At 57.4% G+C, this 15,994-nt stretch carries 9 protein-coding genes and 1 tRNA gene; 5 read left to right on the forward strand and 5 right to left on the reverse strand.

What is annotated here, in order from left to right:
* Window positions 1–176: 176 nt before the first annotated feature.
* The 3 genes from VM163_02005 to VM163_02015 form a co-directional block, all read right to left on the reverse strand.
* Entirely contained in the window at window positions 177–2,180 is a 2,004-nt protein-coding gene (locus tag VM163_02005; protein ID HUT02649.1) for an aldehyde ferredoxin oxidoreductase family protein, read from the reverse strand.
* A gap of 213 nt (window positions 2,181–2,393) precedes the next feature.
* Entirely contained in the window at window positions 2,394–2,936 is a 543-nt protein-coding gene (locus tag VM163_02010; protein HUT02650.1) for a 4Fe-4S dicluster domain-containing protein, read from the reverse strand.
* 120 nt (window positions 2,937–3,056) lie between these two features.
* The gene (locus VM163_02015; protein HUT02651.1) at window positions 3,057–5,531 is read right to left on the reverse strand and encodes a pyruvate formate lyase family protein; all 2,475 of its coding nucleotides are present in this window, start codon (window positions 5,529–5,531) and stop codon (window positions 3,057–3,059) included.
* 375 nt (window positions 5,532–5,906) lie between these two features.
* Between VM163_02015 and VM163_02020 the strand changes: the two genes are divergently transcribed.
* From VM163_02020 to VM163_02040, 5 genes are all read left to right on the forward strand, one after another.
* Entirely contained in the window at window positions 5,907–7,172 is a 1,266-nt protein-coding gene (locus VM163_02020) for an FAD-dependent oxidoreductase (GenBank protein HUT02652.1), read from the forward strand.
* Between the two features lie 130 nt (window positions 7,173–7,302).
* Complete coding sequence (locus VM163_02025; GenBank protein HUT02653.1) at window positions 7,303–8,364, forward strand: DUF6282 family protein; 1,062 nt, start codon at window positions 7,303–7,305, stop codon at window positions 8,362–8,364.
* 173 nt (window positions 8,365–8,537) lie between these two features.
* Window positions 8,538–9,440 (forward strand): glycyl-radical enzyme activating protein, encoded by a 903-nt coding sequence (locus VM163_02030; GenBank protein ID HUT02654.1) that lies wholly within the window; start codon window positions 8,538–8,540, stop codon window positions 9,438–9,440.
* Window positions 9,441–9,595: 155 nt separating this feature from the next.
* On the forward strand, window positions 9,596–10,870 hold the full coding sequence (locus tag VM163_02035) for a 4Fe-4S binding protein (protein ID HUT02655.1): 1,275 nt from the start codon (window positions 9,596–9,598) through the stop codon (window positions 10,868–10,870).
* Between the two features lie 526 nt (window positions 10,871–11,396).
* Window positions 11,397–14,687, forward strand: coding sequence for an N-6 DNA methylase (locus tag VM163_02040; protein ID HUT02656.1), 3,291 nt, complete (start codon window positions 11,397–11,399; stop codon window positions 14,685–14,687).
* 399 nt (window positions 14,688–15,086) lie between these two features.
* Here VM163_02040 and VM163_02045 read toward each other — a convergent pair.
* Window positions 15,087–15,163 (reverse strand) — tRNA-Arg (locus VM163_02045).
* A gap of 164 nt (window positions 15,164–15,327) precedes the next feature.
* A partial coding sequence (gene thpR / locus VM163_02050; protein ID HUT02657.1) for an RNA 2',3'-cyclic phosphodiesterase occupies window positions 15,328–15,994 on the reverse strand: 667 nt, incomplete at its 5' end.

Below are 15,994 nucleotides of genomic sequence, written 5' to 3' on the forward strand. Positions count from 1 at the left end.
AAGGAGGTATTGAGAAAAACCGCATGACGTGAACCATCGTCAACACGACGATTAAGACCATAGAGAACCACGACAAATACCAAATTGCAGAACTTTACACACGCAACTTAACGAGGCTTCAGAGGCTCCGTATCTCCTCGCTGTTCATCCCGGTTCTGCGCCTCTTCATTAGGCGGTTATTCGATCTTGCCCTCCGCGATCTTCGCCATCCAGTTCTCATATATTTCCTTGCCGGATCGCATGTCGGGGATTATCTCGGGGAGGTCTAGTTGTTTGGCCTTTTCAGGCGTGATGAAGCCGTCTTCGTCCCAGCCGTGGAGCTTGTAGTATTCCTTTTGGGCCCACGCCCATTCTTTCCGGTCGAGTTTGAGGCCCTTGTGGGGACCATCAACGACGGGCTCGTCAAAGTAGCGGTCAATGTGCGTGTCGTCCTGCTTGGCGCTGCCGTCCCTGAGCCAATGCGCCCGCTCCGCGGCGATGATCCGCTCCGCCGCGAGGAAAATCTCATCGTCAGGGAATGCGAGGCCGGTCGCCAGCCTCAGAAGAGGCGCGTATGCCTCCTGCCAGTTACCCGCCCCGCCCCAGGAGCCGATGGCCTGGCAGCAGCAGCCGACCGCGTCCGCCACGCACTTGTTCCGCTCCGACCAGGTGCAGAGCATAGGCTTAGTGTCGATTTTGGTCATCTCGGACGGGAAGTCCTCCCAGAACTTCTTGGCGAGCTTCTTATCGAATATCTCCTCGATCTGATACGCGCGGCTCTTGGCGCAGCCCGGGAACTCGAGGCAGGAGTAGTTCTTGAGGTGGTCGGAGCCTCGCGTGGACATGGCGTAGCCGAGGCTGAACCCCAGCGCGATGCGGGGATCAACGCTGATATGCTCCAGGCCTCGGCAATGAGGCACGATGTCCATGCCGACGCCGAGCTTCTCCGCCACGCGGACGTTGCCTTCGGCCAGCAGGTCGCCGAAGCCTTCTCTCTCGGCGATCATGTTGAGCACCTTCATCGAGGTCTCTACATCGCCCCATTCGAGCCTGACGCCGCCGGTGTCCTTTTCCGTTATATAGCCCTTCTCGAACGCCTCCATCGTCCACGAAAGCGCCGCGCCGGCCGAGATGCTGTCCATGCCCAGCTCGTTCACGATGCCGCACATGACCGTTACGCCGGGCAAGTCGGCGGAGTCGATTCTCGGGCCGAGGTTGCAGAGGCTCTCCATCTCAGGGCCGCCGGCATGGAACCCCGCGTATTCCCCTTCTTTGATGTATGTGTATCTGCCGCAGCTTACTGGGCAGGACCAGCAGCCCTTCCTTCTGAACAGGAACTGGTTCGCCCACTGTACCCCGCCATAGAGCGTCTCAATGTCCTTCATGTAGCCCGTGGAGCAGTTCTTGTGCGCGTTGATGCCGATAGCGTTGCCGACGTCGAACAGGTCGAGTGAGCCCTCCGCCCGACGCCGAATCGCGGAGGCTGAGGTGTGGATTTTGCCTCTTAGCTCCCATGCCGCCTTCATGAATCCCTCGGGGTCGGCAATAGTGACGGGTCTCCTTCCCCTGACGGCGATCGCCTTCAGGTTTTTCGCGCCCATCACGGCGCCCATTCCTGTCCGCCCGCCAGAGGCGCTAAAGGAGCTCATTATGCAGGCGAACCGAACGAGCTTCTCGCCGGCCGGCCCGATGACAGCGACGTTGATGTCGGGGTCGCCGAGCTCCTCGAGTATCTTGATTGTGGCCTTCTTGGTCCCGAGACCCCAGAGATGGCTCGCGTCGCGGAACTCGATCTTGTCCCCATCAATGAAGACCCAGATCGGCTTATCGGCCTTGCCCTTGATGATGAGCTGGTCGTAGCCGGCATATTTCATCTTTGGCCCGAACGAGCCACCCATGTTGGTATCGCCGTGCCCATGATGGTTCGTCCCGATTTTTGAGCAGGTCATCGGCGAGCGAGCGCTGATGGTCGTCCTGCCCGACAGCGGGGCAAAGCTCCCCACAAGCGGCCCGGCCCCGAAGCAGAGCGGGCTGGCGGGGTCGAACGGGTCCATGCCCTGCCGCGTCTCGTGATATACTACATCCGAGTTCATGCCCCGACCGCCTATCCACTTCTTGCAGTAATCGGCGGACAGCTTCTCAATCTCGTAGGTCCTATCGGTCAGATCAAACCTCAATCGTTGACCCATATATCCGTGCATATTGTTTCTCCCTAGTTCTGAATCGGCGGGTTAGCGCCACCTGCCATGTCTTCATAGCACCGAATTGATTGTTCGACCCCTTCAGGGTCGGTGGGTTGTTTTGGCTGCATTGCCCGTGGGTTCCACCCACGGCTACTGTTGTCATTCCCCTTCAGGGAATTGAGGACATTTAGATTCATGCGACAAAAGCAAACCATTTTTGATACGTCAGGATTATTCAATGTTGAAGCTGAAGCCAAACTCTTCTTCCTTGGTAGTTGGCACTTCGTAATCTTTCTTCAGGCTCTTGGCCCAGTCCCGGCCTCTTGCCTTGGCGGCGTCGCTGGCGTCCATGTATTTCAGCGCCTCCTGCATCGTGCAGGCTTTCACGCACCAGGGGCCGAGCTCGTCGTCCTCGCACAGGTCGCAGCTCATGGTCTTTCCGGTGTCTGGATTCACAACCGCCGCGCCAAACGGGCAGGCGTGGATACACGCCTTGCAGCCAATGCACTTGTCCTCGTCAGTGACCACCGCGCCATTTCCCAACCTGACACGGGCATTCATCGGACAGACCTTGACGCAGATCGCCTCCACGCACGCCTGGCACATCACTGGGATGAACGTGTTGACCTCCCTGAACTCCTGAACCCTGATGCGCGAGTAGTTCGAGCCGCAGAAGCCGAAATGCTTGATGGAGCACGCCATCTCGCAGCTGTGGCAGCCCGTGCACCTGTCAGGGTCAACAACAATGATCTTCACTCCTGTCGCTTGTGGCATTGCGTCACTCCCCTATTCATTTGATTATTCAACCACAGAAACACAGAGTTCCACAGAGATGAATTGACCTTATCTACCTTTCCTCTGTGCTCTCTGTGTCTCTGTGGTGAAAACCTCTTATCAAATCTCCGATTCGCCGAATTGCGTTCGTTCTATTATCTGCCGCTGCACATCGGGGCCAAGATCAATGAACCTGGCCGTGAACCCGGCGACTCTCACCATAAGGTCCGCGTATCGCTCAGGATTCTTCTGGGCATCGATGAGCATGTTCGTATCAACGATGTTGTACTGCACGTGATAGCCGCCGAGTCTGAAGTATGTCTCATTGAGTTTGATGAACTTCTCCGCGCCCTTCTTGCCCTCGATGGCGGCCGGATGGAACTTCATGTTGAACAGCGTCGCCTGTAGCTCCTGGGCGTTGACCTTCGAGGCGGACTTGATGAGGCTGGTCGGGCCATTGACGTCGGTTCCGGGGAAGGCCGAAAGCGCCGCATCGGCAAGTGATTCGCCGGCCAACCGCCCATCCGGGCTGGCCCCGCACGCCTTACCGTGCAGCACCTGGGTGGTCACCGACAACGTGCTGGGACGCCAGGGCTCCCCGACCCAGTTCTTGACCTGCTGCGCGCACTGCGACCACGCGTGGTAGAGGTCCACGGCGATAGCATCCACATAGTCATCGTCATTGCCGAACTTCGGCGCGTCCTGAAGCATCTTCCTCAGCCTTTCATGACCCACGAAGTTGTCCCTGATCGCCTGTTTGATCTCTTTCATAATAACGGTCTTGTCGTCAAAAACGTACTTCTTGATCGCCGCCAAACTATTGGCCACGTTCACCATGCCGCAGGAGATCACGTAGGCCGGATCGCTGTATCGGCACCCACCCTCGTAGGCGTCGAGGCCCCTGTCGATGCAGTCATCGAGAAGCGCCGTCATGAAAGGATGAACGAGGCCGATGTCGTTGTGCATGAGCATGATTGTGTTCCAGTAGTCCTCCTCCCGGCGAACGACGACTTCCGTAACGCGTTTGTACTCCTCGACAATCTCCTCGTAGCTCGCTTTCTCGACGTCGAGTTTCACGTCAACGAGCTTGTCCCCCGTCACAGGATTCACCCCGCCATTGAGCACCAACTCGAAGAGCTTGAGGCTGTTCGTATGCGGAACCGCATACATGGGCATGCGCTTGCCGCAAATCTGCATGTCAACGCACCCACACGGGGCCCAGTCCCTCGCGTCCCCGAGGCTTGCGCCGGTCACGTTCACGAAGCGCTCGGTCGCGATCTTGTCGTTGAAGAGCGCCGGGTATCCGGAGCCCGCCTTGATGCAATCGACAACATTGAGCTTGAAATCGTGGCTCATGTTCTCACACCACCGGACGGAGATGGTTGGCTGCCACGTCTTGACGTTGATGCCCGCCTTCAGAACGAGATTGGAGAGCTCATTACTGCACGGCTTTCCGTCGCTGTTCACACCTCCTAAGGTAAGATTCTGATACACGCTGCCGCCCAGGTAGGATTCGGTGAAGGTGGCGTGCGCCCGCGTGACCTCGGCGCACTTGATCCGCATGAGCTCCAGAAGTTCCAGAGCCCCTTCCTCGGTCATGGCACCGGCATCGATATCGCTTTTGAACGGCCGATACATATACTGGTCAAATCGGCCAGGAGAGATGCCCCGGCCGTTGAGCTCGATGAAGAGGCACACGTGCGCGAACCAAAACGACTGCATCGCCTCGCGAAATGTGTCCGCCGGCTTTCGCGGGACCTTGCGGCAGACCCGTGCGATCTCAAGCAGCTCCTCCTTGCGCCTCGCTTCCCCACAACCACCGGCCTGACGCTCCGCCTCCTTCGCGTAGTTCTCCGCGAAGTTGATAACACCCTGAAGCGCGAGCTTCACGCCTTTATAGAAGCTGTATCTGTCGAACTTCTCCTTTGAGTTAAGTTCGCTTATGCCAGCGAGTTTGGCGTTGATGCGAGCAATCAAGCCTTCAATGCCCTCATCGATGACCTTCTGGTAATCGACTATGACCCGACCCTCGGGAACGTCAAACATAAATCGAAGGAAGACAAGCTGCTGCATCCACTTCTCAACGAGGTTGAAATCCTCCTTGGTCTCCCTGAGGCAGTTCTCGGCGAGGGTCCTCCAGTCCTTCCCCTCCCAAAACTTGGCAACGTCCAGTATCCTCTCCTTATCTTCGGGGCTGATGAGATAGATACCCAGCCGATCACCCTTGCCCTTCTGGAGCGTGCCATCAATGTAGCGCTCCTCCTCGCGCGTTATTCTCTTGAATCCCTCCAACATCCAAGTCTCGTATTCGGGATACACCTGGGTCCCCTTGAAATGGCGGGAGACGGCGCCCACTATCAACTCCTCGTCCCAGATTCTCGGCGTGAGGTTGGAGAGCACATGCTTCAGCGCGCCGCCGGCCCTGAGATAACGAGGCGCCGTCCAATGCTGCTTCATATAGTCGGTGAACAGTGCGGCCCTCTCAGAATCGATGAACGGCTCGTGTTGAAGCAGCAGCTTGTACCTCTTCTCGACCCTGGGCGTCGAAGGCGCTCCTTCGATCTCCCTTTTACTAATGGTTGATCCCTCAGCCACGCTCTCCTCCGTTGCACAATCCACAGATGCTCGACGCTGAACCGCCAGTTTCCCAACCTTGATAGTTTCGAGCTAACAGGACCTGGCGATCCACAATCACCTATTATACTAGGATAGCCTGTTGTGTTAAGTGAAAAGACCGAGCCGAAGGTTCGTCCATGAATACGAAATGCAACCACGGTTTCGTGAGAGTTACAGCAACACAGTCTATCCTAATTGAGTAGTCAGGGCTAATTTATATGGACAACTCTTCTGCTGTTTTGGATACTACAACCGCAGAGGGCCAGATACGTTCGCCTCGCCGTTCGCCGGAGTCTGCGACGCGGCGAAGCCCTGCAAGCTGTGGAGATTGATCACCGAAGGCATGAACACACGATGAAGATACTTGTTGTTGGTAACGGAATAGCTGGGAATGAGGTAGCCTTTGGCCTGCGGGAGCTTGGCGCACGCTGCGAGATAACGATCATCTCCGCGGAGGAATGGCCCGAGTACGATCCGTGTTCGCTGCCCTACTTCGTCGGAGGGGATGTCCCGAGGGAGGCGGTCTTCAGACGTGCCCTGAATGACTATGAGCAGAGCAGTATCCAGATTGTTCTTGAGAACAAGGCGGTCGGCGTCGATCCCGAGGCCAAATGCGTTGTAACTAAGAGTGGAGATGAGTACCGCTACGACAAGCTGGTGCTGGCCCACGGGGGGCGCCTCGTCAGCCCACGCATCGCCGGCATGGACAAGCGGGGCGTTTTCAGCTGCAAGGAGCTTACCGAGGCGGACAAACTGTTTGGGCACAGAGGGAGCGCGGCCGTCGTCATAGGTTCGGGCGCCATCGGGGTTGAGGCGGCTGAGGCGCTGAGGAAACGGGGCTGTGAGGTAACCATCATCGAGTTGCTCGACTGGATGTTGCCGACGATGTTCGATGAGCCGGTCGCAAGGCAGCTTGAGGGCGCGCTGAGAGGCTACGGCATTGACGTTCTGACTGGCGAGAGGGTGCAGCGCATAGAGGGCGATGATGGTGTAAAAGGGGTTGTTACTGACAAGCGCCGAATCCCGTGTGACACGGTCGTCTTGGCCACCGGGGTGGCGCCTCAGAAAGAGCTCGGGGAGACAGCGGGCATCACGGTCAACCGAGGTATCATCGTGGATGAGACGATGGGGACCAATGTGAAGGGCATCTACGCGTGCGGGGATTGTGTTGAGGCCCTGGACGCCCTTACCGGCGAGCGCTGCATATCCCAGCTGAAGCACAATGCAATCGAGCAGGCCCACATTGTCACCAAGAATATACTGGGCGAGAACGCGAGCTACTTGGGGGCACACTCATTCGCCAGGGCGCACTTCTTCGACACCCATGCGGTAACGTTCGGCAAGACCATGCAGACCGTGTGCGACGAAGGGGATGTAGAGTTCCTTGAGCGCGAAAGCGGTGATGACTACTTGAGAATCATCCTCAAAGGCGGAATAGTGGTTGGTGGGCAGGCGATTGGCGAGTATGCCGACAGCATCGGTCTATTCATAGGCGCAATGTGGCGGAAGGATGATTTCAATGGCCTCAGGGAGAAGTGGCAGCAAGTGTGCAGAATCGATTCACCATCGCCGTGGGTTTATCGGAAGCTGGGCCGCCTGATCGGCCTTCCCGCCGAGTGAGGATTCTCACCACAGAGCCACAGAGAGCACAGAGAAGAGTAGATAAGGCCAATTTCCCTTTTCTCTGTGGAACTCTGTGTCTCTGTGGTAGGACAATGACAACGTTCAAATGCGATGCAAAGGGAGGCGAATGATGAGCAAAGCGAGCCAGGAATGGGCGAAGAGGCCGTTTGGTAGGGTGATTTCGGAGGAGGAGCTCAAGAAGAGGACACATCCAGCATGGCCCTATATCTACTTCAACCCCGGCGAGCCGGTCGACCCCGCAAAGGTGGATGAGCTGCTCAAGGGCGTCATCGACGTGCACGTTCACGGGGCGCCTCTTGGCGGCTGGCTCCCGGGCAGGCCGACGATGGTCGAGACCTGTTTGGAGGCGAGCGAGGCGGGAATGAAGGCGCTGGTTTTCAAGGACCACAATACGATGACGAGCAACTGCGCGGAGATCATCCAGGACTTCCTTGGCCGGCTGGCCTCGGATTGCGCGGAGGCGGGCGTCGAATACACGCCCGTCGAGGTGTATGGCGGGATCGTCCTGAACGAGACCATCGGCGGCATGAACGCCAAAGCGGTCAAGACGTGCCTCGGCTATGGAAGGTGCAAGGAGGTGTGGCTGCCGTCGCTCGACGCCAGACATCAGCGGGAGGCGATGGGGCTTGAGGGCGGCATTTCGGTTACCGATGGGACCGATGAGCTCACGCCTGAGATGAAGCAGATACTCGATGTGATGGCCGAGTACAACGGCAACTCCAAGGGCGAGCGGGTCGTGCTATCAACGTGCCACGTCTCCAACGAGGAGAAGGCGGCCGTCCTAAAGTACGTCAAGAAAATGGGCATGGATGTGAAGGTCTTGTTGGACCATGTAACCCAGGAGATGACGATTCTCAATCCTGACGAGGCGAAGGAGATGATCGACCTCGGCGGCTACCTCGAGTTCGCCGAGTGCTCTTGCATACCCTGGCCGGGGATGCAGGATTGGGTCATCGCGTTTGACTACTCGTTTGCGCTAATCAAAGAGCTGATCAAGGAGAGGGGCCCCGGACAGTTGGTGCTCATCACGGACGCCGGCCAGCCCGGGAACAAGCCCGTGCCCGGCTGGAAGATGTTCATAAAAACGCTCCTGGCCCAGGGCGTGAGCGAGGCGGACATAAACGTCATGGCCAAAGAGGTCCCAGCAAAGCTCATATACGGCGCGTAGGGGCGTATTGCATACGCCCGCTTAGGGTTTTTTCCACAGATTACGCAGATTACACAGATTGCGGTGACACAGGCTAGGCCTCGGCGCGTAGGGGTGCTGCTTGCCGTACCCTTGATATTGTTCGGTCATGTCAGACGAGGGCGATTCGTGAATCGCCCCTACGGAGGACACCGTTGACGACAAAAGGCATCATCACGGAGATAAAGCGCTTCGCGACGCATGACGGCCCTGGCATTCGGACGTCGGTCTTCCTGAAGGGCTGTCCGCTGCGCTGCGATTGGTGCTCGAACCCGGAGACCATCGACCCCAAACCGCAGCTATACTTCATCGCCAGCCGCTGCAAGGAATGCGGCGCATGCTTGAAGGTGTGCGCCGAGGGAGCGGTTGCGGCCGACGTGAACAACAGAATAATCCGAAAGATGTGCACGCTTTGCATGGCGTGCGCCGATGAATGCCTCAACGGTGCGCTGCGTCCAGTGGGCGAGGCGATAACCGTTGAGCGACTGATGCTCGAGATAGAGAAGGACCTGCCGTTCTACGGCGACGACGGGGGCCTGACGCTGACCGGCGGCGAGCCGCTCTTCCAGCCGGAATTCTGCATAGCATTGCTCAAAGCTTGCCACAATCGGGGCATCTCAACCGTGCTCGACACGTCCGGCTTTGCTCCGCCTAAGGTCGTCGAGGAGGCGATGAAATACACCGACTTAGTCCTGCTGGACATCAAACATATTGACCCCGAGATGCACAAGATCGGCGCCGGCGTTGACAACAAGTTGGTCCTCGAGAACGCAGCCTTGATGTCCGAAGTGACCGCGGTGCGCATCTCCTTCCCCCTCATCCCCGGCTTCAACGACTCTGAGGACAACATCGCCGCCACTGCCAAGCTCGCCCTCTCCCTCGGCGTCGAACACATCGATATAAACCCCATGCACGCCCTCGGCGCCGACAAGTACCGCTCCCTCGGCCTGAAACCGCCATTCGACAGGTATCGCCTGCCCATGGAGGCCGACCTGGCAAAGGCGGTTGCGATTATTGATGGTCTTGGCCTGAAAACAACCGTAGGCCGAATGATGTAACATACTGCCGCCAATATCGCTTCGTGGATCACTTTTATTGATAGATTTGCGTCCACGAAGTTCACGAAGACACACGAAGGAGCTACCACTACCCGCTCCCTTGAGTTGTAGTAGGGCGCGAAGTAGGGAATAGGGACGCTAAAAGGAGAAGATACATGCCGGATTTGCGCACTGAGTTCTGTGGTATTGGGGTTAAGAACCCGATTGGGGTAACGTCGTGCGACTTTGGGGGGCACGAGCGGCTGCTGAGGCGCTGCGTGGATCAGGGCATTGGCTGGATCATCGGCAAGACGGTGCACGAGATCGATGGGCCTCATCGCTGGCCGAGGCCGTATTTCTACTCGCTGAGGCGATTTGGGAGCGATTTGAAGGATGCGTGGGTTTGCAGCCAGATGTTTCACAACATGCCGTATCCGAAGTGGCTTGAGGAGGAGCTCCCCAAATGCCTCAAGACGTGCGAGGCGCATGATGTGCTGTTCATAGGCTCCTGCTCGGGCATAGGGGCGGACCCTGAGACCTGGATACCGTTTTTGAAGGACATGGAGGCAGCGGGGGTCAAGATGGTCGAGCTCGACACTGGCGGGCCGCATGCGACGTTCGGCGCGGTGGCTGCGCAGAAGGCCGTGGGGGCGCCGCTTGCGATGGACCCGGACACGGCCTACAAGGTTACGAAGGCGTGCGTTGAGGCGGTCGATATCCCTATCATGTTCAAGATGACGCCGCAGTGCGTGAACATGGCCGGGGTGGCGCTTGCGGTTGAGAAGGCGGGCGCGGCCGCAATCTCGGCCAACAACGCGTTCTACGGCTGCTGGATCGACCACGAGACGGGGACATTCTTCGGCGTGCCATCGTCGATGGGGGGCCTCATCGGGCGGCCCTGGCAGCTCTTCTCGCTGGCGAAGGTGATGGAGATCACGGCGACGGTGGACATCCCCGTTCTCGGCGGCGGCGGCTCATTCACTTATGACGATTGTGTCCGCTACCTGATGGCCGGCTGCGGCCTCGCCGGTCTTTGCTCCTCCATCTACTCACGGGGCGTCGGCGTCCTGAAGGAGTGCGTCAAAGGCCTTGGCAAGTTCATGGACAAGAAGGGCTATGGATCAATTGAGGATTTCCAGGGCTGCGTCGTCAAGGATTTCCGCTACCTCAGGGAGTGGAACAGAGAGAACCCTATGGCTGAATTGACCCCGATCATCCCCGAGTTCGACGCCGACAAGTGCAATATGTGCGGCGTCTGCGAGAAGTTGTGCCCCTATGGCGCGATCACGCGCAACAAAGGGGCTGGCATTCCCGAGGTCAAGCGAGAGCACTGCTTCGGCTGCGGCTGGTGTGTGGGCCACTGTCCCAGAAAAGCCATCCAGTGCGTCCACGCCGACACAGGCGAGGTCGTCTGGGACGGCTACGGCACTATCAAGGACTGGGTGAAGTAGGTACTTCCCCGGGCCAGGAAACCAGCTTCACTAATGACCGCCGGCCAGAGGTCAAACGGAGAAAGCGTGTCCGGGTTCAGTTCAACAGAGCTCGGGTTGCGAGCGATGCAGGTCTTGTTTTGCTTGGTGAGCTCGATCGCCCGCGTGGATTGGCGACAGCGATCCGCAAATGCCTGTTTGACAAGCGAGATAAGCGCTATGTGAGGCACATCCTTTCCGATCTGATTCGACAGCAGCGCAAGTGGATTTGAGTTGAAGAATTCTCATAATCTGTTGGTTGAGCAATATCTCAGCAAACAGGGCGAGGCGCGTTGAACCAGTCGCGTGGCGGACGGCGACTTCTTCGCATCGGTCTCATTGACCTCGGCACGTCGTGGCTTAGAAGCTCCTGCGAAGCGGCCTCCGGCCAAGCTCCCTTTACGAGCTTCGCATGTTACAGTATCTTCTGTCGATAACTGACGCTTCTTATCGTGACGCTATTCTCTGATGGGTTGAACAGGCGTAATGCTGCAAGGGACAGCACGGGATGGAACAGAACCTTGAGGCGCTGATTCGGGATCACGCCGCGATGATGGCCGCTAAGATGCCAGAGATCGCTCGTTATGCCAAGACCGAAGAGGATGCTCGGCACGAGTGTAACAAGCTCATCGACGACTTTATTGAGAAGGCCAACCTGGATATACGCGGGCGGCACGAGTATGGCCTTGCAGGCGGACGAATCGATTCGAAATATGGCGGCGTCGTCATTGAATACAAGCATCCCAAGGGGGCAGGCAAGCTCAGCGAAGACCCCAATGCGCCCGGCGTCAAGGCGGTAGTCACCCAGATCCAGAAGCGCTTCACAGACCTTCAACGTGTTGAGCACGTAGGTATGGAGCGCATCCTGGGGGTAGGGTGCGACGGGAACTACATGGTTTTCGTCAAGCGTTTGGGGAACCAATTTGACCCTCCCGAGGCCCATCCCATCACAGCGTATGTCGCTGAAAGGCTTCTGCGAGCGCTTGTCTCGTTGGGCGCTCGGGGACATTCCTTCACGCCTGACAATCTCAGCGCCCATTTTGCCGAGGGAAGCACGCTCGCCGAGGACGGCATTCACAGCATCTATGAGGTCATCTCGAAGGCAAATGGTACTAAGGCGCAGACCTTCTTCAAGCAGTGGCAGATTCTATTCGGCGAGGTCTGTGGTTATGATATTCACGGCAGGAGTTCAAGGATAGACAAGCTTGGCAACCATTACCTCATCCCGAACGCAAGCCCCGCGGAACTCCTGTTTGCCGTTCATACCTACTACGCGATTCTGATTAAGCTCCTCGCAGCCGAGACCGTCTCCTCGTTCTCGCCGTTGAGAATGTCTCCGCTCAAGAGATTGGTCGATGCACCCACATCGGAGAAGCTGCGGCTCGAGTTACAGGAATTAGAGCGAGGCGGCATCTGGTCGAAGTTGGGCATCCGCAACTTCCTCGAGGGCGACCTCTTCTCTTGGTATATCGACGCCTGGAATGAGCGGCTGGAGCGCACAATCAGAAGGATGGTCGAGACCTTAGATGACTACGACCCTAACACACTCAGCGTTGAGCCGAGAGAGTCCCGCGACCTATTGAAAAAGCTCTACCAGAGGCTCTTCCCAAAGAGCGTCCGGCACGACCTCGGCGAGTATTACACACCTGATTGGCTCGCAGAATTGACGCTAAACGAGCTCGGCTACGACGGGAATCCGGATAAGCGAGTGCTCGACCCCGCCTGCGGTTCCGGCACATTCCTTGTCATGGCGATAAACCGCGTCAAGGCCTGGTTTGACGAACACCGGCACGAATGCGGCTTTCAGGAAGATGACCTTCTCAAGAAGATTCTGCGTAACGTGATCGGCTTCGACCTTAACCCGTTGGCCGTCATGGCCTCGCGCACGAACTACCTCCTAGCGATACGTGACCTGCTCCGGCACGGCGGCGGGATTGAGCTGCCGGTCTATCTTTGCGACTCGATCATGACGCCATCGGAATACGGAGGTGTGTTCGCAAGGGATACGAGGAATATCAGGGAGCTCAAGACGAGTGCTGGCACGTTCCTTATTCCTACCGAGGTTACTCAGGACCAGCAGAGAATCGCTAAGTATGCTGAAGCTCTAAATACATGTGTCCGCGACAGATACAGCACTGACGAGTTCATCGCACGATGCGAGGCTGATGGCCTTTCGGTCCAGGAAAGGGCCTATCATGAGAAGCTTTATGAGAGGCTGCGCGAGCTGGACGCTGGCAATCAGAACGGCATCTGGGCACGGATCATCAAGAACGCATTCGCTCCGCTATTCATCGAGAAAGTCGATTATGTCGCCGGCAATCCACCCTGGGTCAACTGGGAGAACCTCCCAGAAGATTACCGGGACTCAATGAAGCCGCTATGGGAGCGATACGGGTTATTCTCGCTCTCGGGCGGCGAGGGCAGGCTTGGCGGCGGAAAGAAAGACCTTTCCATGCTTTTTGTTTATACCGCTGTGGACAACTACCTTCCGGTGGGAGGGAGGCTCGGCTTTGTGATTACGCAAAGCGTATTCAAGACTAAGGGGGCCGGAGATGGTTTCAGGAACCTGGGCTTTGGAGTGGGGCCCCTGACAGAGGGGAAGAAGAGCAAGAGGACGGTATTCTTGAAGCCAGTCATAGTTCATAACATGAGCGCAATGCAGCTCTTCGAGGGAGCGACAAACCGGGCGGCCGTTTTTGTCTGTGAGAAACAAAGTAAGGGCTTCGATTATCCGGTCCCATACGTGACCTGGTCTGGCCCGTCCCGCATCAATCAGGACGAGCCGCTGTCGGCGGTCTTAGCCATGACCGAGCAGGCCACCTTATCCGCAAATCCCGTGCAATCCCAGAACCTGTCCTCGCCGTGGTTGACGGCCCCGGAGAACGCGCTGCCTGGCCTGCTGAAAGTGATCGGTCAAAGCGATTATAGGGCATACGAAGGCGTCAACACCGGTGGCCTGAACGGATGCTACTGGATCCGTATCCTTGAGACGCTGCCGGATGGCAATCTGCTGGTCGAGAATCTGCACAATGTCGGCAAGATCAAGGTCGAACGCGTTCAGACCGTGATCGAGCCCAACCTTGTTTATCCGCTTTTGCGCGGCAGAGATGTCCGTCGTTGGCGAGCCCAGCCGTCCTGTCACATCATCCTTGCCCAGGATCCCGAGACTCGCATCGGCATCCCCGAATCGAAGATGAAGCAGGATTACCCCAAGACATTTGCCTACCTGAAGCGATTTGAGGGAGACCGGAAGGAGTCAAAACGAGGAACTCTGTGGGGTCGGGCAAGTAGTTCCGTGCGGCGTCTGATGGAAACGGGACCGTTCTATTCAATGTTCGCTGTCGGTCCCTACACAATGGCTCCGTGGAAGGTCGTGTGGGCATGGATATCTATCGGAGTGAGATCCACGGTGGTGGGCAAAGAAAACGGCAGGATCGTTGTGCCAGAGCACAACCTCGCGCTCGCAGCGTTTGACGATGAGACTGAGGCACATTATTTCAGTGCTCTTTTCGGCAGCAGCCCTGTCGACCTCTGCATCCGAGCTTTCAATCCCGGCGGTGGGGGGGGCTTGGCATCTCCCAAAGTCCTCGATTTCATAAAAACACCACACTTCGATGAGAGTGAGGAGTCGCATTTGGAGCTGTCCCGACTGAGCACCGAATGTCACAATGCTGCCAGCTGTGGTCACCAGGGGAGCCTCAACGACCTCGAGCTGAAGATCGACCAGCTAGCCTCGGACATATGGTCGATCACGCCCTCTGAACTGACGGCGATTCGTGAGTCCCTTGGGAAGGAATAGGGAGTTCGTCCAGAGAGCAGGAGTCTAGAGCACCAGGCCAAGGTCGAGTTCCGACCGACCGTTTTCTCCGCGCTTCAAGGCCGCCAGGAGCAGCGGATTTGGGTCCGAAGCCCGATAGATGGCAGCGGGCGCGGCCAAGTGATTATCAGAGCGGTCAATCTCTCTCGCCTCGAGAAGTATGTTACTGAACCGAATACTGCCCAGGCACGAAGGAACCGAGCGAACTACGCACAATCGCTCGCCTTTGGTTCTTACTAAGCCCGTTGGCGGCATCGTTCAGCCGCTTATGTGCAAGCGTGCAGTTTATTGGTGGACACGTCAGCAAGAACCCGCGTAAACAGGCACTTCTTCTATGAGGCCAGTTTTGATGCCTCAATCGCCGAGTCCGCGGCTATAGAGTGGCGCGCCTGGTGCGATTCGAACGCACGACCTACGGATTAGAAGTCCGTTGCTCTATCCTACTGAGCTACAGGCGCCAGAAAAGATGCGTCAAATAACATAGTCCCAGCCGCCAGCGTTTTCAACGACAGCGACTCGCGAGATGCTACGCTCCGCAGCGCGACGGCCCCGCCCTGCGCTTTGGCGAGTCGGCAGAAAGGGCGTTATCGCGTGGCCCCAGAGAGAGCACCCGAATACGGCTTTAGGCCTGGCCAGGGCTGGGGGTCTGCGACTCAGGAGCGCTCTGGTCACCTGAGAAGCACAGCCGCTCTATCACCGTATAAATCGCCCCCTTTGCGCGGAGCTGACTGCGCATCAGAAATATGTGGTCGGCGGTCATGCTATCGATTTGAACCTGGGGCAGAGCCTCAATTGCGGACTTAAGCTCGTCCCTCGAAGTTAGGTGCTTGATTCTGGCAAGCGTGATATGAGGCCTGAAGGGGCGCGATTCCTTCTTGAAGCCGATCTCCTCCATCGAATCGGCCACATCCTTGGAGAGATTGATGAGCTGCTCGACCCCATCTTTAACGCCCACCCAGACAATTCGCGGGGCGGCATGACTGGGGAACACGCCAACCCCGCTAAAAGTCATCTCAAACGGCTTGTGCCTGGCGGCGATGTCAGCAAGCCTCTTGGAGATCGACTCGAGGCGCCCTCTAGTGCAGTCGCCGAGGAATTTGAGAGTGATATGTAGATTATTTGTGCTAGACCAGTTGAACTTGCCTCTGACGTTTTTGAGCAGTTCCGGGACGCGGACCATCTGCTCCCTGATCGGCCAAGGGATCTCGATCGATATAAAGGAGCGGATGCCATTTGAGCTTGTTGCTCTCTTAGCAAGCCTTGCAATCACACACAAACCCTCCAGAAAC

This window comes from bacterium, assembly GCA_035527515.1.
Classification (GTDB): domain Bacteria; phylum B130-G9; class B130-G9; order B130-G9; family B130-G9; genus B130-G9.